We start from the raw sequence: 26,801 nt of genomic DNA, 5'->3' as shown, positions 1-26,801 counted from the left end.
GGAAGGTGACGCGGAACCGACGCGTCGACGATACGGCCCGGCGCACGTCGCGCGGGCCGCGCCGACGCCTCGTCAGTGCGCGCCGGCCTTCGGCTTGCGCGGCGCCTTTTCGAACAGGCGGTCGTACAGCCAGCGCGGCAGCACGTGCAGCACCTTCGCGACGACGCCCATCTGCCACGGAATCACGCGGAACGCGTGCTGCCGCGCGATCGCGCGCGCCGCGCGTGCGGCGAAGCGGTCGGCGTCCATCAGGAACGGCATCCGGTACGGGTTGTGCGCGGTCATCGGCGTGCGGATGTAGCCGGGCGCGATCGTCACGACGCCGACGCCGGCCGGGCGCAATTCGACGCGCAGCGATTCGAGATACTTGATCGCGGCCGATTTCGACGCGCTGTACGCGCCGGAGCCCGGCAGGCCGCGCACGCCGGCGACACTCGCGACGCCGACCAGCGTGCCGTGGCGGGCGGCCGTCATCGGGCCGACGAACGGCTCGAACGTCGCGACCATCCCGTAGTAGTTGATGTCCATCACGTCGCGGAACGTCGCGAGGTCGCCCTGGCCCGTGACGGCGCCCTGGCTGATGCCCGCGTTCGCGATCACGACGTCGGGGCAGCCATGCGTCGCGATGAACGACGCGGCGGCCGTCGCGAGCGCGTCGGCGTCGCGCACGTCGGCGGAATAGACGGAGATGGACAGCTTGGGGAAGCGCCGCGCGAACGCATCGAGGGCATCGGTGCGCCGCGCGACGAGGGCGAGCGTGGCGCCCTGGCGGGCGTATTCCTCGGCCATCGCGAGGCCGAGGCCGCTCGACGCACCGGTGATGAAGACCTTCAGCGGAGTAGTCATGCCGGTGCGCGGACGGGGATCAGAGCTTCTTGTCCTGAACCTGCTTCACGAGGAAGTCGAGCACCTGGGCCGTGCCCGGGATGCTGTTCGTGTAGGCGGGGCCCGTCTTGTACTTGCCCTGGACGACGACCGTCGGCACGCCGTCGATCGCGTAGTCCTTCAACAGCTTGGCCGACTGGTTCACCTCGCCCTGCACGCTGAACGAGTTGTACGCGTCCATGAACTGCTTCTTGTCGACGCCTTGCGTGGCCAGGAAGTCGGCCTGCGCCTGCGGCGTCAGCAGGTAGTTCTTCTGCTTGTGGATCGCGTTGAAGATCGCCGGCGTGACCTTCTCGACGATGCCGAGCGCGGACACCGCGTAGAACAGTTTCGAGTGCGGAACGAAGTCGTCGCGGAACGCGACCGGCACGCGCTTGAAGTCGATGTTGTTGCCCTGTTTCTTCACCCAGGCCTCGATCGTCGGCTCGAATTCGTAGCAGTGCGGGCAGCCGTACCAGAAGAACTCGATCACCTCGACCTTGCCGGCCGGCGCGGACGCCGGCTGCGGCGACTTCATCACCTCGAAGTCCTTGCCGGCGACCGGCGCGGCGGGCGAAGCGTGGACGAGGCCGGCGGCCAGGCCCAGGGACAGAAGGAGCGTGCTAAGCAGTTTTTTCATGTTGTGAACGTCGAATCAGTTGCTCGGGTTACGGAACGTAACGGGTTCTGCGTGGGCTCGGCCGGTTGGCTTACTGCTTCGTGAAGCGGATCACAGCCGTGTCGACACCTGCGTCGGACAGGCGCTGACGGGCCGAGTTCATATCCTCGAACTTCGAGAACGGGCCGACGCGCACGCGGAAATAGGTCACGCCGCTGACGTCGCGCTTCGACACCTTCGACTCGAAGCCCTGGAAGCCGAGGCGCGCGCGCTGCTGCTCGGCGTCGCCTTCGGTCTTGTACGCGCCCACTTGCAGGAAGTAGCCGGTGTTCGCGTCGTTCGCGGTCGGCGGCTTCGCGGCCGCCGCGGCGGCGGCCGACGACGTCGGCTTCGGCGTGTTCGCGGCCAGCTGCTGTTGCTGCTTTTGCGCGGCGGCCTGCTGTGCCTGCTTCTGCGCGGCGAAGCGTGCGAGGTCATCCTCGCCGCCTTGCTGCTGTTGCTGCGCCTGTTGCGTCTTCTTCGGCGGCGGCGTGGTGTCGGCCGGCTTCGGTGCGACGGCGACGCCGTTGCCCGACGACGTATTGTTCGATGCCGCGGTGTTGTTCGAACCGCTGGTGCCGTTCGGGTTGCCCGACGGCGGCACCTCGACGATCTGCGGCTCGGGCAGCAGGCTGCCCTGGGTCTGGTTCGCGGCCTGGCCGGGCGCGGTGTTCGGCGGTGCGGGCTGCGCGGCCTGCGGCACCGGCTGGCCGGGCGTCTTGCCCTGCAGCGCGCGGTTCGGGTCGAACTGCTGCGGCTGGCTCGCGCCGTTGTCGGCCGGCGGCGGCGCGACCTTCGACACGAACGGAGACGGCGAACGCGTGATGTAGAGCGCCACCACCACGGCGATCGCCAGGCCGACGATCAGGCCCAGCACGATTCCAAGAAATGTCCCTCCGGCTTGTTTCGATTGCTTCGAAGTTCGGCGTGGTTGTGCCATTGCTTGAGTCACCTGCAAAAAGAATCGTGAAAAGGCCGCGGCAGGCGCTGCCGCGGCCATTCGCTGCCCGGATCGGGCTGCTTACATCTTGGCGGGCGCGGACACGCCGAGCACCGCCAGGCCGTTCTCGAGCACCTGCCGGGTCGCGGCGAGCAGCGCGGCGCGCGCATTGCGCGGCGCTTCGTCGTCGACCAGGACGCGCTCCGCATTGTAGAACGAGTGGAATTCGCCAGCGAGATCGCGCAGGTAGAACGCGACCGCGTGCGGCGCCAGCTCGTTCGCCGCGTGCGTGAGCATGTCCGGGTACTCGGCCAGCTTCTGCATCAGCGACGCCGCCTGCGCGCTCGTCAGCTGCGACAGGTCGGCGCCCGGCAGCTGCGCGACGTCGACGCTGTAGCGCGACTTCAGTTCGTTGAGCACCGAGCAGATCCGCGCATGCGCGTACTGGACGTAATAGACCGGGTTTTCGTCGTTCTGTTTCAGCGCGAGGTCGATGTCGAACACGAATTCGGTATCGGCCTTGCGCGAGATCAGGAAGAAGCGCACCGCGTCGCGGCCGCGCGTGATGGTGGCCTCGTCGATCAGGTCGGGTGCCGCTTCCTGGCCCGCCGCCGCGCCGCCCGACCATTCGATCAGGTCGCGCACCGTCACGTAGCTGCCCGCGCGCTTCGAGATCTTCACTTCCTGGCCGTCGCGCATCACGGTGACCATCTTGTGCAGCACGTAGTCGGGATAGCCCTTCGGAATCCCGATGTGCAGCCCCTGCAGGCCGGCGCGCACGCGCGCGATCGTGCCGTGGTGGTCCGAGCCCTGGATGTTGATCACCTTCGTGAAGCCGCGCTCCCACTTCGTCACGTGGTACGCGACGTCCGGCACGAAGTACGTGTACGTGCCGTCCGACTTGCGCATCACGCGATCCTTGTCGTCGCCTTCGTCGGTCGTGCGCAGCCACAGCGCGCCGTCCTGCTCGTAGGTCATGCCGGCCTTGATCAGCGCGTCGACCGTCTTCTCGACGCGGCCTTCGCTGTACAGCGACGACTCGAGGTAGTACTGGTCGAACTTCACGCCGAACGCCTGCAGGTCCATGTCCTGCTCGCGACGCAGGTACGTGACCGCGAACTTGCGGATCGCGTCGAGATCCTCGACGTCGCCCGTGCCCTTGACCGGTTCGCCGTCCGACGCGGCGACCGTCTCGCCGTTCAGGAAGTCGCGTGCGATGTCGGCGATGTATTCGCCGTTGTACGCGGCTTCCGGCCAGCCCGCGTCGCCCGGCTTCAGGCCGCGTGCGCGCGCCTGCGTCGAGATCGCGAGGTTGCCGATCTGCACGCCGGCGTCGTTGTAGTAGAACTCGCGGTGCACCGCGTAGCCCTGGCTCGCGATCACATTCGCGAGCACGTCGCCGAGCGCGGCCTGGCGGCCGTGGCCGACGTGCAGCGGGCCGGTCGGGTTCGCCGACACGAATTCGAGCAACACTTGCTTGCCTTTTTCGCGATCCGACGTGCCGAACGCGCGGCCCTGGTCGAACACGGCGGCGATCACCGCCTGCTTCGCGGCGGCCGACAGGCGCAGGTTGATGAAGCCGGGGCCGGCGATCTCGGCGGCTTCGACGAGGCCTTGCGCGGCCGGCTGCGCGGTGAGCGCGGCGACGATCTGTTCGGCGAGCTGGCGCGGGTTCGTGCCGAGCGGCTTGGCGAGCTGCATCGCGACGTTGCACGCGACGTCGCCGTGTGCGGCGACCTTCGGACGCTCCAGCGTGATGGTCGGGGCGACGGACGCCGCATCGGCGCCTTTCAGCGCGTGTGCGACCTGCTTGACGCTATCCGCGAGCAGGGCTTCGAGGGTCTGTTTGTGTGCTGGCAGCATGCTGGTAGAAGGCTTCGTTGGTGGCGGCCGGAAACGCCGGCCCGCCGGCGCGCTTTTTAAGCGCGCGTTTCAGGGATCGCAGAATTTTAACAGGTGCTAATATGCCGCTCAGGCGGTCCGCGTCCGCGAGGCCGGACGCCGGTCTGCCAGCGTTCCCCAACCGCGCCGCGCAGGCACAACAAGATGAAAAGGGAATTGTCATGATTACGTTCAAGAGCAAGGCGGCACAGGATCTCGACGTGCTGAAGGATTTCGCCGTGTACGTGCTGGGCCTCGTCGGCAAGCAGCTGGGCGAGCGCGGTGTGATTACGCACGACGAGCTGGACCACGCGATCGCCAAGCTGGAAGGCGCCGTTGCGCAGGCGAAGCAGGAACGCGCCGAGCATGCCGGCCATTTCCACGAGGACGAAGCCGACCACGCGCACCACGAAGTGCCGCCGAGCCTGGCACAGCGCGTCGCGCCGTTCCTCACGATGCTGCGCGAGGCGAAGGCCGGCGAGGCCGACGTGCACTGGGGCTTCTGAGCTTCGTTGCCCGGCAGGTCGAAAGACCGGCAACGCAAGAAAAAGCCCGCTCGAACGCGGGCTTTTTCTTTTGTCTGATCAAACGGGCGGGTGGCCGCCCGTCCGCGTCGATCAGAGCTGCGGCGCGAGCGCGCGGCGCGCGTCGTCGAGCGACAGCGCCATGCGCCGCGCGTAATCCTCGAGCTGATCCTGCCCGATTTTTCCGACCGAGAAATAGCGGCTGTCCGGATGCGCGAGGTAGAAGCCCGACACGCTCGCGGCCGGCAGCATCGCCAGCGAGTCGGTCACGCTCATGCCGATCTCGTCCGCATGCAGCACGTCGAACATGTCGCGCTTCACGAGGTGATCGGGGCAGGCCGGGTAGCCGGGCGCCGGGCGGATGCCCGCGTACTTTTCCGCGATCAGCGCGTCGTTGTCGAGCGTCTCGCCGCTCGCGTAGCCCCACAGCTCGCGGCGCACGCGCGCGTGCATCGCTTCGGCGAACGCTTCCGCGAAGCGGTCGGCGAGCGCCTTCAGCATGATCGCGCTGTAGTCGTCGTGGTCGGCTTCGAACTGCTTTTCCTTCACGTCGACGCCGAGGCCGGCCGTCACCGCGAACATCCCGATGTAGTCGGCCACGCCCGACGCCTTCGGCGCGATGAAGTCGGCGAGCGAACGATTCGGCCGCATCACGCCGTCGACCACCGGCCGCACGCTCTGCTGGCGCAGGTTGCGCCACGTGAGCAGCACTTCCGAGCGCGATTCGTCGCTGTAGATCTCGATGTCGTCGTCGTTGACGGTGTTCGCCGGCAGCAGCGCAATCACGCCGCTCGCGGTCAGCCAGCGACCCTGGATCAGGCGCGCGAGCATCGACTTTGCGTCGGAGAACACGCGCCGCGCCGATTCGCCGACGATCTCGTCGTTCAGGATCGCCGGGTACGGGCCCGCGAGGTCCCAGGTCTGGAAGAACGGGCCCCAGTCGATGTAGTTCGCGAGCTCGCCCAGGTCGTAGTTCTTGAACACGCGGCGGCCGATGAACTTCGGCTTCACCGGCGTATAGCCGGCCCAGTCGACCTGGGTCTTGTTCGCGCGCGCCTCGGCGAGCGTGACCATCGGCTGCGCCTTGCGGTTCGCGTGCTGGTCGCGGATGCGTTCGTAGTCGGATTTCAGCTCGTCGAGGTACTTCGCCGCGCCTTCGTCGGACAGCAGGTTCGACGCGACCGACACCGAGCGCGATGCGTCCGGCACGTAGACGACCGGGCCTTCGTAGTGCGGCGCGATCTTCACGGCCGTGTGCACGCGCGACGTCGTCGCGCCGCCGATCAGCAGCGGGATCTTCTTCACGCGGAAGTAGTCGTCGCGCTGCATTTCGGACGCGACGTACGCCATTTCCTCGAGGCTCGGCGTGATGAGGCCCGACAGCCCGATGATGTCCGCGCCCTCGACCTTCGCCTTCGCGAGGATCTCGTTGCACGGGACCATCACGCCCATGTTGACCACTTCGAAGTTGTTGCACTGGAGCACGACCGACACGATGTTCTTGCCGATGTCGTGCACGTCGCCCTTCACGGTCGCGATGACGATCTTGCCCTTCGCGCGCACGTCGCCGCCCGCTTCCGCGAGCAGGCGCTTTTCTTCCTCGATGAACGGGATCAGGTGCGCGACGGCCTGTTTCATCACGCGCGCCGACTTCACGACCTGCGGCAGGAACATCTTGCCCTGGCCGAACAGGTCGCCGACGACGTTCATCCCGTCCATCAGCGGCCCTTCGATCACGTTGATCGGACGGCCGCCGGCCGCGGCGATCTTCGCGCGCGCTTCCTCGGTGTCCTCGACGATGAAGTTCGTGATGCCGTGCACGAGCGCGTGCGCGAGGCGCTTCTCGACCGGCTGGTTGCGCCACTCGAGGTTCTCTTCCTTCTTCGCGGCGCCGGTCTTGAACTTGTCGGCGATCTCGAGCAGGCGGTCGGTCGAATCCGCGCGGCGGTTCAGGATCACGTCCTCGACGCGCTCGCGCAGTTCCGCGTCGAGATCGGCGTACACGCCGAGCTGGCCCGCGTTCACGATGCCCATGTCCATCCCGGCCTGGATCGCGTGATACAGGAACACGGTGTGGATCGCCTCGCGCACCGGGTCGTTGCCGCGGAACGAGAACGACACGTTCGACACGCCGCCGCTCACCTTCGCGTACGGCAGGTTCTGCTTGATCCAGCGGGTCGCCTCGATGAAGTCGACCGCGTAGTTGTTGTGCTCCTCGATGCCCGTCGCGACCGCGAAGATGTTCGGATCGAAGATGATGTCTTCCGGCGGGAAGCCGACTTCGTTCACGAGGAAGTCGTACGAGCGCTTGCAGATCTCGGTCTTGCGCTCGAACGTGTCGGCCTGGCCCGTTTCGTCGAACGCCATCACGACCGCGGCCGCGCCGTAGCGGCGGATCAGGTTCGCGTGGTGGCGGAACGCGTCCTCGCCTTCCTTCAGCGAGATCGAGTTCACGATCGCCTTGCCCTGCACGCACTTGAGGCCGGCCTCGATCACCTCCCACTTCGACGAGTCGATCATGATCGGCACGCGCGCGATGTCCGGCTCCGATGCGATCAGGTTCAGGAAGCGCACCATCGCCGCCTTCGAATCGAGCATCGCCTCGTCCATGTTGATGTCGATCACCTGCGCGCCGTTCTCGACCTGCTGGCGCGCGACGGCGAGCGCCTCGTCGAACTGGCCGTTGAGGATCATCCGGGCGAACGCCTTCGAGCCGGTGACGTTGGTGCGTTCGCCGACGTTGATGAAGAGCGTCCCGGGCGTGACGTTGAACGGCTCGAGGCCGGCAAGGCGCATCATGTGATCGGTCATGGCGGTGCGAATTCTGGTGATGAAGGACGTGGGGGGCGGTCAGGCGTTGTCGCTGTACTGGTTCGGCCAGCGGCGCGGCTTCACGTCGGCGAGCGCCTTCGCGATTTCGGCGATGTGTTCGGGCGTCGTGCCGCAGCAGCCGCCCGCGAGGTTCACGAGCCCGGCCTGCGCGAATTCCTTCAGCAGGCCCGACGTGACGTCCGGCGTTTCGTCGAAGCCGGTATCGCTCATCGGGTTCGGCAGGCCCGCGTTCGGGTAGCACGACACGTAGGTGTCGCACAGCTTCGCGAGCTCGGCGATGTACGGGCGCATCAGCGCCGCGCCGAGCGCGCAGTTCAGGCCGAACGTGAGCGGCTTCGCATGGCGCAGCGAATTCCAGAACGCCTCGACCGTCTGGCCCGACAGGATCCGGCCCGACGCGTCGGTGACGGTGCCCGAGATCATGATCGGCAGGCGCTCGCCGGTATCCTCGAACAGCTCGTCGAGCGCGAACAGCGCGGCCTTCGCGTTCAGCGTGTCGAAGATCGTCTCGACGAGGAACAGGTCGACGCCGCCGTCGAGCAGCGCCTTCGCCTGCTGGTAGTACGACGTGCGCAGCTCGTCGAACGTGACGTTGCGCGCGCCCGGATCGTTGACGTCGGGCGAGATGCTGGCCGTCTTCGGCGTCGGCCCGATCGCGCCCGCGACGAAGCGCGGCTTGTCCGGCGTCGCGTATTTCGCGGCCGATTCGCGCGCGAGCTTCGCCGACTCGACGTTCATCTCGACGACGAGATCTTCCATCCCGTAGTCGGCCTGCGCGACGGTCGTCGCGCCGAACGTGTTGGTCTCGACGATGTCGGCGCCGGCCGCGAAGTACTGGTCGTGGATCTCGCGGATGATCTGCGGCTGCGTGAGCGACAGCAGTTCGTTGTTGCCCTTGATGTCGCGCGGGAAATCCTTGAAGCGCTCGCCGCGATATGCGGCTTCGTCGAGCTTGTAGCGCTGGATCATCGTGCCCATCGCGCCGTCGAGGATCAGGATGCGCGATTTCAGCAGCGCGGGCAGTGCGGCGCCGCGCGTGTAGGGCGCGTCGAGCGGGACGGAAGCGGCGAGAGGGGTCGCAGACATGGGCGGAAGACCGGCGAAGACGGAAAACCGCCATTGTAGCCGGTGCGCCTGAGCGCCGCCCGGCCTTGCGCCGCGCGGGCGGCCCGCCAAATGAAAACCCCCGCCGGCGAACCGGGCGGGGGCGTGATCGGAGTGCTCGCGGGGGCCGCGCGGCGTGCGCGGCGAATGGCCCGGCCGCACGAGGCGCCGGGCCGCGGGTCGTCAGTGCAGCACGACGGGCATCATCATCAGGCTGTCGAATTGTCCGAGGAATTCGTCGACCTCGTCGAGCGACGGCTCATCCTCGATCAATTGCTTCACGTGTGCGCGGAATCGTTCGGCAAGCTCGCCGTCGATGAAGATTTCGCGCTGCGCGTTCTTGTCGACGATTTCGTATCCGCCGGCATTCATCAGATGATGGCCGGCCTGCGGCGCGAATTCGACGACGCAGTAGTTGGGGCTGTTGTAGATCATTTGCATGGCGGCACTCCTCTTCGCAGTGGCATCTGGCCTTGTTGTCCCCTAGGTGGGGCGAGCCTTGCCGGTTTCAAGGGGCTTGCGCTGCACACCCCGTTCCCGTTTGCGTGGGGTGTATCGGTTAGAAGCCGATATCGATGAAACGTTTCCCATTGTCTGCCGGTGGACGGAAATAGTTGTTAAAGAGTGTCATCGGCCATTTCACGGGAATCTGTAATCGGTCGAAATTGCCGAATCGCGTGCGCTTACGCGCGGGTTCACTGTGTGACAGTCGAAGCAGCCGGCGGCGCAGCCGGTTGGGCGGGCGGTTGCACGGCGGCCGGCGGCACCGGTTGGGCCGGTTCCGCGGCCGGTGTGGGCGAGGCCCCCGGCGCCGGCGCATCGGCGGGCGCGTTCGTTGCGCCGCCCGGCGGCGCGGCGTCGGCCGGCACGCTCGGCGCCGCGAGGCGGCCATGCCACACCAGCTCGATCTGCGCGCCGTTCGGCTCGGTCTGCATGAGCCGCGCGGGCAGCCAGCCGAGCGACGGCGCGAGCCACATGTCGATGCGGCGCGTATCGCCGTCCCGGCGCGGCAGGCGCATGAAGTGCCGCGCGTCGATAATGCCGGCCTGCGTCTGCACCTGCTCGTCGCCGATCACGGCGATCGGCCAGGTCTCGCCGCTGTTGTTGTCGATCACGAAGAACTGCTGCGTGACGCCCGGCTTGTACGCGGACGGATTGCCGCGCACGAGCCCCGACAACTGCATCAGCATGCTGAAGCGGTCCTGCACGCCGTCGGGCAGCGGTGCGTTGTTCGGCGTGCGCGTGAACACGACCTGCCGGATCTCGCGGTTGAAGATCGCGATGTCTTCCGGCCGCTTGCCGCGCTTCTCGACGTAACGGTCGGGCGCGATGCCGAACGCGTCGATGCGGCCTTCGCTGCGATAGGTGAACGGGCCGACGAACGGCACGGGCATCGACACCGACAGGTCGTACGTGTGCCCGTCGGTGCGCCAGCGGATCGTGCCGATCATGTTCTGCATCCCGTTGTAGAACGTGTCGTATTGCAGGTCGCCGGACGGCGGCGCGGCGAACTTCACGCCGCTCGTCGCGGGGCCCGGCGTCGCGGCGCTGCCGGCGCCGGCGGCCGATGCGGCTTGCGCGCCCGACGCACCCGGTACGCCGCTCGCCGCCGACGTGGCGGCAGGCGGCGGTTCGCCGTGCTCGGCCGTCTGCGTCGACGTGAGGACCGGCTCGGGCGCCGGCGCGGGTTTCGGCGCGGCAGCCCTGGGCGTGGCGGGGGCCGGGCGTTCGACCGGCTTCGGCGCCGGCGGGGCAGGCTGGCGCTCGATCGGCCGCGGTTTCAGCAGCTCGATCTGCACGGGGATTTCGGCGGGCGGCGGCGTGAACGATTCGCGGCTGCGCATAAGCCAGACGGCGGCGAGCGCATGCAGCACCAGCACGACGACGAGCGCGACGGCCACGCGCAGCCAGCGGCGGGGCAGGGCGTGACTCGGGCGGATGTCGGCGGGCTGAATGGGCATCGGAACAGGATCGGGGCGGTCGCGTGACGTCGGGCGCGCAAGCGCGCCACAGGAATCGGACCGTCGGATGCGCTGCGCGTTCGCGATGCGAGACGTGTACCGGTGCGTCAGGCGTCGCGTGCGTCGGGACTATAGCCGAGTTCGTAAGACAGTTTCCGCGCGCATGCGCGCAGCGCGGTGTCGATCTCGCCGCCCCACGCGATGTCGAACGAGCCTTCCTGGCCGAGCGCGACGAGCGCGAGCGCGAGTTCGCCGACCGCATCGAATACCGGCATGCAGAACGCGTGGATCGTCGGCAGCAGCATCCCTTCGACGCGCGCGGCTTCGTGCCGGCGCACGTCGGCGAGCACCGCGTCGACCTCGTCGAGCGTGCGCGGGCCGCCGTGGTGCGGCGAGCGGCGCGTATCGGCGAGTTCGCGCTCGAGCATCGCGGCGGTCTTGCCGCGCGGCAGGTACGCGGCGAACAGCAGGCCCGTCGCCGAGCCGAGCAGCGGCATCACGTCGCCGAGCTTCAGCGACGCCTTCGCCGGATGGCTCGATTCCATCCAGTGCACGATCGTCGGCCCCTGGTTGCCCCACACCGCGATACCGACCGTCTGGTCGAGGCGGTCGCGGAATTCGGTCAGCGCGATCCGCGCGAGCTTCACGCCGTCGACGCGCGCGAGCCGCGCGAGCCCCATCTGCAGCGCGAAACCGCCCAGCTCGTAGCGGCCGGACACCGGGTCCTGCGACACGACGCCGAGCCGCGAGAAGCTGACGAGGTAGCGGTGCGCCTTCGCGGGACTCATGCCCGCGCGCTGCGCGAGATCGCGCAGCATCATCGCGCGCGGCTCGCTCGTCAGCACGTCGAGCAGGCGGAAGCCGACCTCGATCGACTGGATGCCGGAACGGACTTTCTCCCCGTGCTCGCCGGAAGCGGCGTCATCGGTGTCGGAGTCGGCGAGATCGTCGTCGGGAAGCGGGCTGGCGGGCATGGGCAACGGGTGCGCGAAAATGCGGCAGGAATCGGGGCGGAAACGGCAGGCGCGATCGTCGCGCGCCGCATGGATTCACCATCGTAAAATAGATTCCCTCCATCGTCACTACAACGGCAGAGTCCCCCTTATGAAACTTGCTTCGCTGAAGGACGGCACGCGCGACGGCCAGCTGATCGTCGTGTCGCGCGACCTGCACACCGCGGCGATCGCCGACACGATCGCGCCGACGCTGCAGCGCGTCCTCGACGACTGGGCGTTCTACGCGCCGCAGCTGCGCGACCTGTACGACGCGCTGAACCACGGCCGCGCGCGCCATGCATTCGCGTTCGATCCGGCCAACTGCATGGCGCCGCTGCCGCGCGCGTTCCAGTGGGCCGACGGCTCCGCCTACGTGAACCACGTCGAGCTCGTGCGCCGCGCGCGCGGCGCGGAGATGCCGCCCGAATTCTGGACCGATCCGCTGATGTACCAGGGGGGCAGCGACGATTTCCTGGGCCCGCGCGACGACGTCGTGTGCCCGTCGGAGGAATGGGGCATCGATTTCGAGGCGGAAGTCGCGGTGATCACCGGCGACGTGCCGATGAGCGCATCGCCCGACGCCGCGTTGAAGGCCGTGCGCCTCGTCACGCTCGTGAACGACGTGTCGCTGCGCAACCTGATTCCGGCCGAGCTCGCGAAGGGTTTCGGCTTCTTCCAGAGCAAGCCGGCCACCGCGTTCGCGCCGGTCGCCGTGACGCCCGACGAGCTCGGCGACGAATGGCGCGAAGGCCGCGTGCACCGGCCGATGATCGTCCACTGGAACGGCAGGAAGGTCGGCCAGCCCGATGCGGGCACCGACATGGTGTTCCACTTCGGCCAGTTGATCGCGCACGCGGCGAAGACGCGCAACCTGCGTGCCGGCTCGATCGTCGGCTCGGGCACGGTGTCGAACAAGGACGCGAAGCGCGGCTACTGCTGCATCGCCGAGAAGCGCTGCCTGGAGACGATCGAGCACGGCGCGCCGCAGACCGAATTCATGCGCTACGGCGACACCGTGCGCATCGAGATGTTCGACACGGCCGGCAAGTCGATCTTCGGCGCGATCGAGCAGTCGGTCGCCCCGCCCGACGGCGCGGCGTAAGCCGCGTACCGCGACACCCGGCCCCGGTCCGCGCGCCGGGTTTCGCCCGATGTTTGCCCGCGCGGGCTTGGCTACACTCGATTCAAGAGCGTCGAACAAGGAGCGGCACATGGCCGATCTCGCCGCGTACGGCGGTTACGAAGCACTGAAGGTGACGCGCCGCGACCACGGCGTGCTCGACATCGTGATGAGCGGCGAGGGCGCGAACCGCAGCGGCCTCGCGACCGCGAACGCGCGCATGCATCGCGAGCTCGCCGACATCTGGCGCGACGTCGACCGCGATCCCGACACGCGCGTCGCGGTGATCCGCGGCGAAGGCAAGGGCTTTTCGGCGGGCGGCGATCTCGCGCTCGTCGAGGACATGGCCAACGACTTCGACGTGCGCGCCCGCGTGTGGCGCGAGGCGCGCGACCTCGTCTACAACGTGATCAACTGCAGCAAGCCGATCGTGTCGGCGATGCATGGCCCGGCCGTCGGCGCGGGGCTCGTCGCCGGGCTGCTCGCCGACATCTCGATCGCCGCGCGGGATGCGCGCATCATCGACGGCCATACGCGGCTCGGCGTCGCGGCCGGCGACCACGCGGCGATCGTGTGGCCGCTGCTGTGCGGGATGGCGAAGGCGAAGTACTACCTGCTGCTGTGCGAGCCCGTGAGCGGCGCGGAGGCCGAGCGGATCGGGCTGGTCTCGCTCGCGGTCGAGCCGGCCGACCTGCTGCCGAAGGCGTACGAAGTGGCCGAGCGGCTCGCGCAGGGTTCGCAGTCGGCGATCCGCTGGACCAAGTACGCGCTGAACAACTGGCTGCGCTCGGCCGGGCCGACCTTCGATACGTCGCTCGCGCTCGAGTTCATGGGCTTCTCGGGGCCCGACGTGCAGGAGGGCATCCGCTCGCTGCGCGAGCGGCGCCCGCCCGCGTTCCCCGGCGACGCGCCGTTCTGACGCGCGCGCTATGATCGATTCACGCGCGGCCGCGCGACGCATGGCGGCCGCCTCGCTTCCCCAGTCAAACAGGATGCCCGTATGACGACCGATGCCTCCGACGCCAACCCTTTCGCCGGCTTTGCCGGCTTCAAGCCCGCCGACATGATGGACCGCATGTGGGACATGATGCGGATGTCGCCGTTCGGCGGCATGGCGCCGTTTCCCGGCGCGGCGACAGGGCTGCCGCCGTCGCTGTCGAGCATGTCCGACATGATGGCGCCGCTCACGAGCGTCGAGGAACTCGACAAGCGGATCACCGATCTGCGCGCGGTCGAGCAGTGGCTGAAGCTCAACCTCGGGATGCTGCAGTCCGCGATCCAGGCGCTCGAGGTGCAGCGTGCGACGCTCGCGACGCTGCGAGCGTTCGGCGCGTTCGCGCAAAGCTCGATGTCGGCGGCCGAGGACGCGGCCGTTGCCGCCGCGCAGGCTGCGAAGGCCGCACCGTCCGGCGACGCGGCGCCGGCGCCGGATGCCGCCGATGCGCCCGCCGGCGACGCCGGGCAGGCGTTCGACCCGGCCGGCTGGTGGAACCTGCTGCAGTCGCAGTTCAACCAGCTCGCGAGCCTCGCGATGGCGCAGCCGGGCATGCAGCCCGCCGCGCCCGGCGACGCGCCGCCGGATGCGGCCGCCGCGCCGGAACCGGTCGCGAAGCCGGCGCCGGCGGCCGCCGCGCCGCGCAAGCCCGCCGCGAAGCGCGCAAAGCCGTCCGGCTCCGCCGCGGCGCGCGCCGCCGCCGCTTCGTCGCCCGAAACGCGTCCGCCGAAGCGCTCGACGTGACGCGGCGCCGGTAGCAGGTCGATCATGCGGCTCGCGCTCGTTCTGATGGGGGGCGGCGCGCGTGCCGCCTACCAGGTCGGCGTGCTGAAGGCACTGGCCGAGATCGCGCGCGAAGCCGATCCGCAGCGGCACACGCTGCCGTTCGCGGTGGTGTGCGGCTCGTCGGCCGGCGCGATCAACGCGACGTCGCTCGCGAGCCACGCGGACGATTTCTCTCACGGCGTGCGGCGCCTGCTCGAGTTCTGGGAGCCGCTGCGCGCCGATTACGTCTATCGCAGCGACTGGCTCGGCATCGCGGCCGCCGGCGCGCGCTGGCTCGCGACCATGACGTTCGGCTGGGCGGCCCGCCGCTCGCCGCGCGGGTTGCTCGACAACACGCCGCTCGCACACCTGCTGCAGCGCGAGCTGAGCTTCCACCGGATCGAGCAGATGCTCGAGGCGCGGCTGCTGCATGCGCTTTCGATCACCGCGCTCAGCTATTCGAGCGGCCGGCACCTGACGTTCTACCAGGCGGCGCAGCCGATCCAGGCATGGCGGCGCGCGCAGCGCACCGCGCGGCTCGTCGACCTGTCGGCGTCGCACCTGCTCGCGTCGTCGGCCATCCCGTTCGTGTTCCCGGCCGTGCCGCTCGTGCTCGACGGGCAGATCGAATACTTCGGCGACGGGTCGATCCGGCAGATCGCGCCGCTGTCGCCGGCCATCCACTTCGGTGCGGACCGGATCGTCGTCATCGGCGCGGCCGACCCGCGCCCCGAAATCCCGGCCGCGAACGGCGCCGGGCTGGTGCGCGGCTACCCGACGCTCGCGCAAATCGGCCAGCAGGTACTCGCGAGCGTGTTCCTCGACTCGATCGGTTCGGACATCGAACGCATCGAGCACATCAACCGGATGATCGAGCACCTGCCGCACCAGGTCGAGGTCGACAGCGGCTGGCGGCACGTGGACGTGCTCGCGATCGCGCCGTCCGAGCGCATCGAGCTGATCGCCGCGAAGCACCTGAAGCAGATGCCGGCGACGATGCGCGGGCTGCTCGGCGCGATCGGCGGCAGCCAGCCGGCCGGCGCGTCGTTCGCGAGCTACCTGCTGTTCGAGGAGGCATTCACGCGCGAGCTGATCGAGCTCGGCTACGTCGACGGGCGCGCGCAGCGCGACACGCTTGCCGGCTGGATCGCGCAGGCGGACGGCAGCGGCGCGACGGCGGCCGGCACGCCGCCGGAGGGCGGCCACGCGGCCGGCAAAATACGGGTCTGACACGCGCAGGGGAATGTAAGGTTGCGTTTTCGCGACGGTTGCCCGCGACCGATCGCCGCACCGCGGTGGGCGGCGCGCGACCGGGCAAGCGTCTCGGAACCGTCATGCACGCGTGATATCATGGCCGCCGCCGTATACACCATATCGAGCAGCCCGCCGATCCGGCATCCGCACGGGACCCTCCGGGGAACCCGCCTGGGGCAGGGGACGGGCGCGCCAACGAGCCGGCCAGCGCCGGCCCCCAACGCAGGCAAGCGTGGCCGGCTCCGTCCGAACGGAGCGCGGCTGCGGCATGCCCAACGGCGGCGACGCGGCCGCACGGCTGCCGGACGAGGAATCAACGTCCGGCGGGTCGGTTTCCCGCGTAAAATTTGAGTCTTGGCTGCAAAAAGCGCGCGTGGCGCGCCGGCGCGGCAACAGTCACGTTTAGAGAAGTCGCATTGCGCAGAACAGGGGTGGGACCATCATGAACACGATGCTTTATCCGGAACTTTACAGGTCGCTCGAAGCCGTCCGCTGGGACATGGAGAAGGACATTCCGTGGGACAAGTTCGACGCTTCGCTGCTCACCGACGAGCAGGCGAAGACGATCAAGATGAACGCGATCACCGAATGGTCGGCGCTGCCCGCGACCGAAATGTTCCTGCGCGACAACCAGCACGACAGCGATTTTTCCGCGTTCATGAGCGTGTGGTTCTTCGAGGAGCAGAAGCATTCGCTGGTGCTGATGGAATACCTGCGCCGCTTCAAGCCGGAGATGGTGCCGACCGAAGAGGAACTGCACGCGGTGCGCTTCCAGTTCGACCCGGCGCCGCCGCTCGAGACGCTGATGCTGCACTTCTGCGGCGAGATCCGCCTGAACCACTGGTACCGCTGCGCGGCCGACTGGCACACCGAGCCCGTCATCAAGCAGATCTACGAAACGATCTCGCGCGATGAAGCGCGTCATGGCGGCGCCTACCTGCGCTACATGAAGAAGGCGCTGAACAACTGCGGCGACGTCGCACGCGCCGCGTTCGCGAAGATCGGCGTGCTGATGGCGTCGGCGCGCCGCACCGAGAAGCCGCTGCATCCGACCAACCTGCACGTGAATCAGGCGCTGTTCCCGCGCGACACCGTGCAGTCGCGCCTGCCCGATCCGGAATGGCTCGAGCGCTGGCTCGACGAGCAGATCCGTTTCGACGGGGAGTGGGAAAAGAAGGTCGTCGAGCGGATCCTGCACAACCTGTCGATCCTGTTCGAGCGTACGTTCGCGACCGCGCAGGAGCTGAACCGCTATCGCAAGGAAGTCACCGGCCGCCTGCAGGCCGAAAGCGGCCCGTCGTCGGCCGCGCAGCCGGCCTGAGGCCGGCAGGTGCCGCCGCCGGCGTGATGCGCGCCGGCCGCACGGCGCCGTCGCGTATTCGTTGCATGAAGCCCGCCTGGCCAGCCCGGCGGGCTTTTTAACTGGCGCCGCCGTTGCGCGGGCCATCGTTCATTCCGTCCGATCTCCACCATGTCCGCTACCTTCGAACGCAAGCTGATCACCCGTGATGCCCTCGTCGCACTGCGCGCGTCGCTGCCGTCGCCCGTCGTGTTCACCAACGGCGTCTTCGACATCCTGCATCGCGGCCACGTCACGTATCTCGCCGACGCGAAAGCGCTCGGCGCGTGCCTGATCGTCGGCGTGAACAGCGATGCGTCGGTGCGCATGCTCGGCAAGGGCGACGACCGGCCGATCAATCGCGAAGAAGACCGCGCGGCACTGCTCGCGGCGCTGGAAAGCGTCGACTGGGTCGTGACGTTCGGGGAAAAGACGCCGGTGTCGCTGATCGAGGCCGTCCGTCCGGACATCCTCGTGAAGGGCGGCGACTACGACATGGATGCGTTGCCGGAATCGGCGCTCGTGCGCGGCTGGGGCGGCCGTGCGCTGGCGATTCCGTTCGAGCACGACCGCTCGACCACCGCGCTGCTGAAGAAGGTGCGCGCGCAGCAGCCCTGAGCGCGGACCGGCGCCGTCAGGGCGCGGACGTGGCGAGCGGTGCGGTCGTGACCGCCGGCGGCGCGATCGGGCCGCCGATGACGGGCTGGTCGGTCGCCTGCGCGAGCGGTGTCACGCGCAGCGCGTCGGGCCGCACCTGCCGCGACAGCACGCCGGGTTCGCGCGGGCCGGCCGCCGGCAGCGGCCCGAACACGCCGCGTGCCACCACGAACGCGAGCATGTTGGCGAGAAAGAGAACAGCGATCAGCCAGCGCAGCATCGTCGAAACTCCTTGTCGTCATCGACGTGGTTCACGTCATTCAGTCGAGCCGGCCGCATGGCCGGCTTTTTCATGGTTCGCGCCGATAGATTGCGCGGGCGATTGCAGCCGCGCCGCGCGCCCCGCATCGTCGGTGTGACGCGCGTCCGTCCGGACCCGCGCCGTCACGTACCGGCGCGCTGCCGGCACCTGTTCCGTCAATCCTGCGCGGCCTCGGCCGCGATCAGCGCGAGCCCGGACAGGATCAATGCATCGTGCCGCGTGTGCGGGACCGTCAGCGCGCGCGCGACCTCGTCCGCCGCACCGCCGGCCAGTACGAGCCGCACGGGTGCCTGCCAGGCTTCGGCCAGGTCGCGCCACGCGCGTTCGATCAGCCCGGCCTGCGCATACAGGCACCCGGCCGACAGCGAGCGCGGCGTATCGACCTGGAACGGCTCGGCCTGCGCACCGGCGAGCAGCCCGCTCGCGATATCGGTGGTCAGCGTCGGCAACTGCGCGGTGTGCGTGCCGAGCGCGCGCATCATCAGCGCCCAGCCCGGCGCGATCAGCCCGCCCGTGAAGCGGCCGTCCGCGCGCAGCGCCTCGAGCGTCGTCGCGGTGCCGAATGTCGCGATCAGCAGATGCTCGCCGGGAAACGCCGCGTGCGCGCCGATCAGGCCGGCCCAGCGGTCGCTGCCGAGCTGTTCGGGTGTCGTATAGCCGTTCGTCACGCCGCATTGCGCGGGCCGCGCGCGGATCGTCGTGCGCGGCAGGCCCGGCCAGCGCCCGTCGAGCAGCGCGTCGATCCGCGCGGCGACGTCGGCGCCCGCGACGTTCGAGATCCACGCGCCGTGCGGCCGCGCCAGGCGCGACCAGTCGGGATCAGCGCCGCCGTCGCGCGTGTGGCCGAACGCGCCCGTATCGACGAGCGTGCGCCGCGTGTCGGCGAGCGCCCACTTGATCCGGCTGTTGCCGGCGTCGATCAGCAGGTGCGGCTCGCTCATTGCGCTTCACGCAGCGATACGTCGCCGGCCGCGATCGTCTGCACGCCGTCCGGCGTGTCGAGCAGCAGTTGCCCGGTCGAGTCGATGCCCGTCGCGATGCCGCGCGCACGTTCGACACCCTGCTCGAGCAGCACGACTTCGCGGCCCGCATACGCGTGCAGCGCGTGCCAGCGCGGCAGGAACGGCGCGAGGCCGTCGGTGCCGAACTGCGCGAGCGCGGGCGTGAGTGCGTTCAGCGACGCGGCGAGCGTATCGGTGAGGTTGGCCGACGCGCATGCGATCGACAGCGCGGCGGGCGGCAGCCCGCTCGCGAGCGTCGCTTCGCGCGCGCGCAGCGCATCGACCTGCGCGGCGACGGCTTCCGCGCCGCGCACGTTGATGCCGAAGCCGATCACGACGGCGGTGGCGTCGGCGGTGGTCCAGACGGTTTCGATCAGGATCCCGGCGAGCTTGCCGACGATGTGCGGCGCACCGTCGTCGGTCATCAGCAGCAGGTCGTTCGGCCATTTGAGCACGACGCGCGCGCGCGCGTCGAGCGGCAGCGTGGCCAGCCCTTCGGCGAGCGCGACGCCGATCGCGATGCTGAGGCCGCCGAGCGCGTCGACGGGGCGCGGCACGATGCAGCCGACCGAGCACAGCAGCGCATTGCCGGGCTGCGCGAACCACGGGCGGCCCTGCCGGCCGCGGCCGGCCGTCTGCTCGAACGCGACGCGCACGAGCGGCGCGGGCAGTGCCTGGGCGTTGCGCGGCAGCGCCTTGAGCCGCGCCGAGACGTCGGCATTGGTCGAGCCGGTGGCGGCGACGATGTCGAGCGGCCACGCGCGCGGCGCGGCGTCCAGATGGGCCTCGAGCCGGTTGCGCGCGATGTGCGCGTCGCCGGATTCGGGCGTGTCGGAGGAGGTGGGGGCGTTCATGGCGCCTATTGTAGCGACAGGGGGCGGGGGCGCGTCGGGAAGCGGGGAGACGGGGATACGCCCCTTGCGGTGCCGGGGCCGGGTCGTCGCTGAATGCTCGACGCCATCGCGTGGCGTTGTCGGCCAAGGGGACGATCGTTATTCGGGGTTTCGAATTTTCGTGATTGATTCCCGATTTGCGGTCACGCGTTTGGGGGGCTGCGCGATTTTCGCCAATTCGAGATGAAAGAGGACCGCGGATGAGTCGCCGGGCCGCGAGATTGCGCCATCATTTCTCAGGTCCGATATCACGGGTTGCGGCGGGCGTCGCGTCACTGCCTTCCCATGAATTCGAGGATTTCCGCTCCAACTCTCCGCATTGGCCCTGGCAGCGTATCCGATTCCCGGCGCATCCGTTTCATAAACGGGATGCGAACGCCCGGCGAGGACATACGTCACGTTCGGAACGAATGTGCCATGTCAGGCCGCTGTGCCCCGATCTGTCGGACAGTCGTTGTACAGCGCATTTGTGGTCGATGTCTTCAGCGCACGCGTGCCGATCAGCGTGCCCGGTACCAATGCGTCGCGCGACGCGGAGACGCCGGCCGGGGCGATCGGCGCTGCCGCCGCGACTCGGACGTATCCGCAAGCTAGGGCTTCTGCGCGCGATACACCGGACAGAAGAAGCCGACGAAAAGCATCCTCGCCAACAGCAGGCTTCGGGTGGTCGTTCGCACTCGCGATACCGCAAAAGCATCGAAGAAATCTGACTCGTCCCCAACCTGCACTCCGGTCACAACGGGTCGCGTCTTCCTGGTCGATGACCGGCTTGGCTCGCGGGTCCGCTCATATGGGACATCAAACGAAAAACCTCAATATCGTACTTGTCCTATTTGAAAATCAAATCAAATCGGTCGCGTCCAATTCGATAAATTGTCCGAAATTTCGATAATGGTCTTCGAATCGCGCTTCGTCATTTTTAGACACGAGCACCGAATGATGCATGCACGTTTCAAATCATCAACCATCGTTTGAGATCAATACCATGAAACTCGCAACCAGCACCAAGATCGTTTCGACCCTTCTGGCCGTGGCAGGCCTCGGCCTGGCATCGGCGGCCCACGCGGCGGACGGCACCATTACGTTCACCGGCAACGTTACCGCGGCGACCTGCAAGATCGACGGTACGGCCGCGGGCGCGACGTCGAACAAGTCGGTCGCCATGCCGACGGTCAGCTCGGGCTCGCTGAACGCCGCGGGCGCGGTCGCCGGCCGCACGGCCTTCGGCTTCAAGCTGACGGGCTGCGCGGTGGATAGCGACAATTCGAAGGGCAACCCGACGAAGGTCCAGGTCATGTTTGAAAACGCAACGAACGTGACGGCCGACGGCAAGCTGTCGCTCGACAAGGGCACGATCGAAGCGCCCGAGGCGAAGAACGTCGTCCTGCAGGTCCTGAACGACCAGCAAGCCCCGATCAAGGTCGGCGCGAACTCGCTGGACCAGAACTCGCAAGTCGTCTCGATCGGCGAGGACGGTACCGCCCAGCTGAACTTCTTCGCCGAATACCTGGCGACGGGCGCGGCGACCGGCGGTTCGGCCAATTCGAAGGTCCAGTACTCGCTCATCTACCAGTAAGTCTCGCGCTTGCTCCGGCCCGCTCGTTCGACGGGCCCGGGGCGGTGTGCCGATGCATGCCGCCCCGCGGGCCATCCCCTTGCCGCCCGTCGACATCAACGACCAGCACCCTTCGAGAGTTCACATGAACGTCATCAGAAAATCGCTCCAAACCGTCGCTCTGGCCACCGTCCTGATTGCTTCGCAAGCCTGCGCGAGCGTCGTGATCTCCGCGACGCGCGTCGTTTTTCCGAGCAACGAGCGCGAGATGACGATCAAGCTGACGAACGATGGTCCGGGGCCGGCGCTGATCCAGGCCTGGATCGACAAAGGTGACGCGCATGCGTCGCCGGAAGCCGTCGACGTGCCGTTCACGCTGACGCCGGCGATGTTCCGCATGGAGCCGAACAAGGGGCAAACCTTGCGGCTGCTGTATGCGAACGAGCCGCTGCCTGCCGACAAGGAATCGCTGTTCTGGCTCAACGTGCTGGAAATCCCCCCGAAGATCGCGAACGCCGAGCGCAACCAGCTTCAGGTCGCGTTCCGGACGCGCATCAAGATCATGTTCCGCCCGCAGAACCTGCCCGGCAGCGCGCAGAACGCGCCGGCGCAGGTCCGCTGGCAAGTCGTGCGCGGCACCGGCGGTCATTACGTGCTCAACGCGACCAATCCGACGCCCTACGTCGTCAACCTGGGCAGCGTGCAGCTTCAATCGAGCGGCCATCAATACGATGCGGGCGCGGGCTACGTCCTGCCGGGCGGCACCCAGGCCTTCCCGGTCCCGGACCTCAAGGCGCCGCCCGCGGCCGATGCGCGTGTCCGGTTCGGCAGCATCAACGACTGGGGCGCCTCGGCCAACCACGAGATGCCCGTTTCGATGCAATGACGCCGAGCCGGCTGCTCGCCGGCAGGGCTGCCTGACACAGCGCCTACTCGTGTAACGCGTCGTGCGTGATTGCGCAGGCGCGCGCCGCTTCATGGCCTTTTTGCCTCTCCCGGAGCGCCCTTGCCATCCGCGCCCATCGGGCGCCCATGTCCCGGCCCGTGTTTTCGATTTCAATCCGACGCAAATAGGAGTCCTCAGGAATGACATCGTCGATCCGACATCTTCGTCCGGATGAGACCCGATTGCCGCGGCTCAAGCCGATGTCCGTGCTGATGCTGTCCGCCCTTGCCGTCTGGTCGATCGACAGCCGCGCAAACACCGACACCGCGGTGCCCGCTGCCCGGGAAGCGTTACAGGTCGCGCAGATCGACGTCGCGCAGGCCCAGTTCGACCCCGACTTCCTGAGCAACGGCGCAGGCCAGGCAGTCGACATCACGCGCTTTGCGCGCGGCAACGTCACCGCGCCGGGTACCTACACCGTCGATCTCGTCGTCGGCGAGGACTGGGTCGGTCGATACGACATCGAATTCAAGGCCGCGCCCGGCACGCCGGACGCGCAGCCTTGCTTCGACGAGAAAACGCTGCGCCGTATCGGCATCGATTTCACGAAACTTCCCGCGCAAACCGTCAAGGCCGTCACGATCGACGGAGAATGCCGGCGTATCGGCCAGCTCGTGCCCGAGGCAAGCGCGTCGTTCGACTTCAGCGAGCAGCGCCTGACGCTCAGCATCCCGCAGGCGTCACTGGTACGCCGTGCGCGAGGCTATGTGAGCCCCGACCAGTGGGACGACGGCGTGCCTGTCGGCATGCTCGATTACAACCTGAACGTCTACAGTTCGAAGGTCAAGGGCAGCCGTGCGGACACGCAGGGTTATCTCGGGCTGAACAGCGGCGTCAATATCGGCAACTGGCACTTCCGCCACAATGGTTCGTACTCGTGGTCCGAGCGCGGCGGCAGCCGCTATCAGAACGTGTCGACCTACGTGCAGCGCGATCTGCCCGCGCTGTCGTCGCAACTCGTACTCGGCGAAACGTTCACGTCCGGCGAGCTGTTCGACTCGGCCCAGTTTCGCGGCGTACGGCTGTCGACCGACGACCGGATGCTGCCCGACTCGATGCGCGGCTACGCGCCCGTCGTACGCGGCGTCGCGAACAGCAACGCGAAGGTGACGATCCGCCAGAACGGCGTGACGCTGTACGAGACGACCGTCTCGGCCGGTCCGTTCGAGATCAACGACCTGTACCCGACCGGTTATGGCGGCGACTTGCGCGTGTCCGTCACCGAGGCGGACGGTTCCGTCCATACGTTCTCCGTCCCTTATGCGGCGGTTCCGCTGTCGCTGCGACCCGGTATCCAGCGCTACAGCTTCGTCGCGGGCGCGCTGCGCAACCAGCAGGGCACGAGCAACCCGCTGTTCGCGCAAGCCACCTATCAGCGCGGCCTGACGAACCTGCTGACCGGATACGGTGGCGTGACGGTTGCGGCCGGTTATACGGCGGCGATGCTGGGTGGCGCCTTCACTACGCGGGTCGGCGCGCTCGGTCTCGACTTCACGCAGGCCGTCACGTCGGTTCCCGGCGTGAAACGCTTCAGCGGCTCGAGCCTGCGGATCAGCTATTCGAAGTCCGTCGCATCGACCGGCACCGACGTATCGATCGCCGCATACCGTTACTCGACGAACGGTTATTTCAACCTCAACGACGCGATGAGCGCCCGCGACTCGGTCCGCAACGGCTATTCGGTCGACACCGTCTGGCGGCAGCGCAATCGCGCATCGCTGATGGTCAGCCAGCGCCTCGGCAAATCGGGCGGGCAATTGAGCCTGACCGCGTCGGCCGCCAGTTACTGGAACCGCTCGGGCTCGGACATCGACTACTCGGTCGGTTACAACAATTCGTTCCGGAATATCTCGTACAGCCTGTCCGCCACGCGCCAGCGCAATGTCGGCGGCAACATGAGCACGCTGTACTACGCCAGCGCGACGATTCCGTTCGGCAAGTCCGGCTCGACGATGCTGACCAGCAACCTGTCGCATGACACGCAAGGCCGCACGCAACTGCAATCGATGCTGTCCGGCTCGCTCGGCGTCGACAACGCGTTGTCGTACAGCGTCGCCGCGAACCACACGAACGGCCAGGGCAGCGCGAGCACCGACGGCAGCGGCAACGTCACATATCGCGCACGCTTCGCCGAGTTCAACGTCAGTGCCGGCGGCAGTTCGAACTACCGGCAGGGTTCGGTCGGCATTCGCGGCGCGGCGGTCGCGCACGGCGGCGGCATCACGCTGTCGCAACCGCTGTCGGAAACGTTCGCCATCGTCGAGGCCAAGGGCGCGGAGGGTGCACGGCTCACGAGCGCGTCGGGCGCGCGGGTCGACCACCGCGGTTACGCGATCGTGCCTTACCTCACGCCGTACAACATGAACACGGTCGAACTCGACCCGAAAGGCATCTCGATGGATGTCGAACTGAAGGAAACGAGTCAGCAGGTCGCGCCGCGCGCCGGCGCCGTGCCGCTGCTCAGGTTCGACACCGATACCGGGCGCGCCGCCGTGATCCAGGCGCGCCGGGCGGACGGCACGCCGCTGCCGTTCGGTGCGGCCGTGACCGACGATACCGGCAAGAGCCTCGGCGTCGTCGGCCAGGCCAGCAAGATCTTCGTGCGCGGCCTGAAGGACCAGGGCGAACTCGCGGTGAAGTGGGGAGACGACGCCCGCTCGATCTGCCGCATCGAATACACGTTGCCGGTCAAGCAAGGCAACAACAAGCCGGCTTCCTTCGAGCCGATCAAGGGCGTATGCGGCGCGAAGACGCATGCCGCGGCGCTTTGATTCGCGGGTTACGCCCCCGCACCCTTCTGGAATCGATATGAAACGAGTACCGTTTGCATCGCCTCTCGCGTCGGCCCCCCTTCTGTTGCCGCGTGCAACATTCAATTTCCACGCGCCGGCGCCGCGTTTCATCAAGGCATTCGCTTTCTCGCTGCTCGCGATGCTTGCTCATCCCGCGTTTGCCGCCTGCCAGGCGAACTCGATGATCGTCACGCTTCCGAGTCCTCTCACGTTCAGTGGGCCGGCCGATGCGAACCCGCTCGGCGCGCAGATCGGCGGCTGGAGCGGTCAGGTCGCGGACAAGCGAGCGTTCGACATCGCCAACTGTCCCGGCTGGACTGCCAATGCGGTTCCGCAGGATGCGCCGATCAACGGCCTCACGCATCAGTCCGACGGCGAGTCCTATCCGGTTTACCCGACGGGCATTCCCGGGGTCGGCTATGTCATCGGCATCAAGGATCCCAATGCGAGCAACTGGATCAGCGTCGCGCCGCCGCAAACCCAGACCTATCCGGCGCCTGGCACGACGACCGGTGGCGGACAAACGTCGTTGGGATTCACCACGCAGATCAAACTCATTGCGACAGGCCCGGTGCCGTCCGGCACGCATTTTTTCGCACCGCGAGTCGTGGCGAAAATGATCGCGCTGGACGGCAACAAGAAGCCCGTCGCCACACCGCTTTCGCTGACCCTCGGCGCGTTCACAGTCGAAGCCAAGAGCCGCGGATGCAAGGTCGTGCAGGGCGGGAACCAAGCGATCACGCTGCCGACCGTTGCCACCTATGCCTTCAAGGGCGTCGGCTCCACGGTGGGCGCGTCGAACCGGTTCACCATCGGCATTGCATGCGATCAGGACGTCGCGGTCTACGCGACCATGACGGACGTGAGCAATCCGTCCAATACCGGCAATACGCTCAGTCTCGGCCCGGACTCTTCCGCCGCGGGTGTTGGCTTGCGGTTGTACAAGCGCGACGAGACGCAGCCCATCATGTATGGTCCGGATTCGTCGCGGAAGGGCAACGTCAACCAGTGGCTGGTCGGCAATACCGCGTCCGGCGCTCAGATATTCACGATTCCGTTCGAGGTGAAGTACGTGCAGACGGACGCCAAGATCAGCCCCGGCAGCGTGAAGGCCAAGAGCAGCATCACGTTTTCCTATCAGTAAACCGGAACGCGCGGTACGTCGATGCCATGGTTAGTCATGGTGGACGCCTGTTGCCCGGGCGCCGCCCGCCGCAGCGAGTGGTGGCGGGCTCGCCTGCTATGACGTTGCGCTCTTCGGCAAGATCACCTGGCGCCAATGCGAGGGAAATGGACCCGGGGGAAGGGAGATCATGAATTCAACGAGGTGCCTTGGTGAGCGCGCTCGTGGCTGCGCACTGGCTCACGACGCCATCGATCAGGCCGATATAGGCGGCATTGGTGCTTCGGCAAGAGACCGGCTGGCACCATCCGGCATCGATGGGTAACGTGCCAAGTAACGGA

The 26,801-nt window shown here is 67.8% G+C and carries 23 protein-coding genes; 11 read left to right on the top strand and 12 right to left on the bottom strand.

From position 1 onward, the window contains the following. Window positions 1-72: 72 nt before the first annotated feature. The 4 genes from HWX00_RS28380 to argS all read right to left on the bottom strand — a co-directional run bounded on the left by HWX00_RS28380 (window position 73) and on the right by argS (window position 4,325). On the bottom strand, window positions 73-846 hold the full coding sequence (locus HWX00_RS28380; protein ID WP_049032404.1) for an SDR family oxidoreductase: 774 nt from the start codon (window positions 844-846) through the stop codon (window positions 73-75). A 19-nt stretch (window positions 847-865) separates the two neighbouring features. Beyond that, on the bottom strand, window positions 866-1,504 hold the full coding sequence (locus HWX00_RS28375; protein ID WP_175028296.1) for a thiol:disulfide interchange protein DsbA/DsbL: 639 nt from the start codon (window positions 1,502-1,504) through the stop codon (window positions 866-868). Window positions 1,505-1,574: 70 nt separating this feature from the next. Then, window positions 1,575-2,462, bottom strand: coding sequence for an SPOR domain-containing protein (locus HWX00_RS28370; protein ID WP_175028295.1), 888 nt, complete (start codon window positions 2,460-2,462; stop codon window positions 1,575-1,577). Window positions 2,463-2,543: 81 nt separating this feature from the next. Next, complete coding sequence (gene argS, locus HWX00_RS28365; protein WP_059558831.1) at window positions 2,544-4,325, bottom strand: arginine--tRNA ligase; 1,782 nt, start codon at window positions 4,323-4,325, stop codon at window positions 2,544-2,546. Between the two features lie 200 nt (window positions 4,326-4,525). Between argS and HWX00_RS28360 the strand changes: the two genes are divergently transcribed. Next, entirely contained in the window at window positions 4,526-4,849 is a 324-nt protein-coding gene (locus HWX00_RS28360) for a DUF1840 domain-containing protein (protein WP_011353361.1), read from the top strand. Window positions 4,850-4,960: 111 nt separating this feature from the next. Here the strand turns inward: HWX00_RS28360 and metH are convergent, their stop codons facing one another. The 5 genes from metH to HWX00_RS28335 form a co-directional block, all read right to left on the bottom strand. After that, window positions 4,961-7,678, bottom strand: coding sequence for a methionine synthase (metH, locus tag HWX00_RS28355; protein WP_049030054.1), 2,718 nt, complete (start codon window positions 7,676-7,678; stop codon window positions 4,961-4,963). Between the two features lie 39 nt (window positions 7,679-7,717). Beyond that, entirely contained in the window at window positions 7,718-8,785 is a 1,068-nt protein-coding gene (locus HWX00_RS28350; protein WP_034189174.1) for a homocysteine S-methyltransferase family protein, read from the bottom strand. A 201-nt stretch (window positions 8,786-8,986) separates the two neighbouring features. Further along, a complete protein-coding gene (locus HWX00_RS28345) occupies window positions 8,987-9,244 on the bottom strand; it encodes a BTH_I0359 family protein (protein WP_006477667.1) in 258 nt (85 codons plus the stop codon). A 254-nt stretch (window positions 9,245-9,498) separates the two neighbouring features. Beyond that, on the bottom strand, window positions 9,499-10,764 hold the full coding sequence (locus tag HWX00_RS28340; RefSeq protein ID WP_175868160.1) for a DUF3108 domain-containing protein: 1,266 nt from the start codon (window positions 10,762-10,764) through the stop codon (window positions 9,499-9,501). A gap of 107 nt (window positions 10,765-10,871) precedes the next feature. Then, window positions 10,872-11,738, bottom strand: coding sequence for an IclR family transcriptional regulator (locus HWX00_RS28335; protein ID WP_034189176.1), 867 nt, complete (start codon window positions 11,736-11,738; stop codon window positions 10,872-10,874). A 130-nt stretch (window positions 11,739-11,868) separates the two neighbouring features. Between HWX00_RS28335 and HWX00_RS28330 the strand changes: the two genes are divergently transcribed. The 6 genes from HWX00_RS28330 (at window position 11,869) to rfaE2 (ending at window position 17,849) form a co-directional block, all read left to right on the top strand. Then, the gene (locus tag HWX00_RS28330) at window positions 11,869-12,861 is read left to right on the top strand and encodes a fumarylacetoacetate hydrolase family protein (protein WP_034189177.1); all 993 of its coding nucleotides are present in this window, start codon (window positions 11,869-11,871) and stop codon (window positions 12,859-12,861) included. Between the two features lie 109 nt (window positions 12,862-12,970). Further along, complete coding sequence (locus HWX00_RS28325) at window positions 12,971-13,798, top strand: enoyl-CoA hydratase/isomerase family protein (protein WP_034189178.1); 828 nt, start codon at window positions 12,971-12,973, stop codon at window positions 13,796-13,798. Between the two features lie 81 nt (window positions 13,799-13,879). Next, window positions 13,880-14,617 carry a PhaM family polyhydroxyalkanoate granule multifunctional regulatory protein gene (locus tag HWX00_RS28320; protein ID WP_034189179.1) on the top strand — a complete coding sequence of 246 codons (738 nt, stop codon included), beginning with the start codon at window positions 13,880-13,882 and terminating at the stop codon, window positions 14,615-14,617. Window positions 14,618-14,641: 24 nt separating this feature from the next. Next, a complete protein-coding gene (locus HWX00_RS28315) occupies window positions 14,642-15,868 on the top strand; it encodes a patatin-like phospholipase family protein (RefSeq protein WP_034189180.1) in 1,227 nt (408 codons plus the stop codon). A 466-nt stretch (window positions 15,869-16,334) separates the two neighbouring features. Continuing rightward, window positions 16,335-17,213 carry a ferritin family protein gene (locus HWX00_RS28310; protein ID WP_011353352.1) on the top strand — a complete coding sequence of 293 codons (879 nt, stop codon included), beginning with the start codon at window positions 16,335-16,337 and terminating at the stop codon, window positions 17,211-17,213. A gap of 150 nt (window positions 17,214-17,363) precedes the next feature. After that, window positions 17,364-17,849, top strand: coding sequence for a D-glycero-beta-D-manno-heptose 1-phosphate adenylyltransferase (gene rfaE2, locus HWX00_RS28305; protein ID WP_006477674.1), 486 nt, complete (start codon window positions 17,364-17,366; stop codon window positions 17,847-17,849). 16 nt (window positions 17,850-17,865) lie between these two features. Here rfaE2 and HWX00_RS28300 read toward each other — a convergent pair whose 3' ends face one another. The 3 genes from HWX00_RS28300 to HWX00_RS28290 form a co-directional block, all read right to left on the bottom strand. Continuing rightward, window positions 17,866-18,108, bottom strand: a complete 243-nt coding sequence (locus HWX00_RS28300; protein WP_175029315.1) for a hypothetical protein — start codon at window positions 18,106-18,108, stop codon at window positions 17,866-17,868. A gap of 197 nt (window positions 18,109-18,305) precedes the next feature. Further along, the gene (locus tag HWX00_RS28295; protein WP_124608988.1) at window positions 18,306-19,091 is read right to left on the bottom strand and encodes a type III pantothenate kinase; all 786 of its coding nucleotides are present in this window, start codon (window positions 19,089-19,091) and stop codon (window positions 18,306-18,308) included. Continuing rightward, window positions 19,088-20,005 carry a biotin--[acetyl-CoA-carboxylase] ligase gene (locus tag HWX00_RS28290; RefSeq protein ID WP_175029316.1) on the bottom strand — a complete coding sequence of 306 codons (918 nt, stop codon included), beginning with the start codon at window positions 20,003-20,005 and terminating at the stop codon, window positions 19,088-19,090. Before HWX00_RS28290 ends, HWX00_RS28295 begins: the two co-directional genes overlap by 4 nt. Window positions 20,006-21,029: 1,024 nt before the next feature. Here HWX00_RS28290 and HWX00_RS28285 point away from each other — a divergent pair. From HWX00_RS28285 to HWX00_RS28270, 4 genes are all read left to right on the top strand, one after another. Continuing rightward, entirely contained in the window at window positions 21,030-21,620 is a 591-nt protein-coding gene (locus HWX00_RS28285) for a fimbrial protein (RefSeq protein ID WP_034189185.1), read from the top strand. A gap of 124 nt (window positions 21,621-21,744) precedes the next feature. Continuing rightward, complete coding sequence (locus HWX00_RS28280; RefSeq protein ID WP_124670252.1) at window positions 21,745-22,485, top strand: fimbrial biogenesis chaperone; 741 nt, start codon at window positions 21,745-21,747, stop codon at window positions 22,483-22,485. Window positions 22,486-22,745: 260 nt separating this feature from the next. Further along, window positions 22,746-25,316 carry a fimbria/pilus outer membrane usher protein gene (locus tag HWX00_RS28275; protein ID WP_404823856.1) on the top strand — a complete coding sequence of 857 codons (2,571 nt, stop codon included), beginning with the start codon at window positions 22,746-22,748 and terminating at the stop codon, window positions 25,314-25,316. Between the two features lie 37 nt (window positions 25,317-25,353). Continuing rightward, entirely contained in the window at window positions 25,354-26,481 is a 1,128-nt protein-coding gene (locus HWX00_RS28270) for a fimbrial protein (protein WP_175029317.1), read from the top strand. Window positions 26,482-26,801: the final 320 nt, after the last annotated feature.

Origin of the sequence: Burkholderia seminalis DSM 23518 (assembly GCF_902832885.1) — a bacterium.
Taxonomy (GTDB): Bacteria; Pseudomonadota; Gammaproteobacteria; order Burkholderiales; family Burkholderiaceae; genus Burkholderia; species Burkholderia seminalis.
The sequence above is the reverse complement of the archived record's forward strand: the minus strand, read 5'-3'. Positions and strand labels throughout refer to the sequence as shown.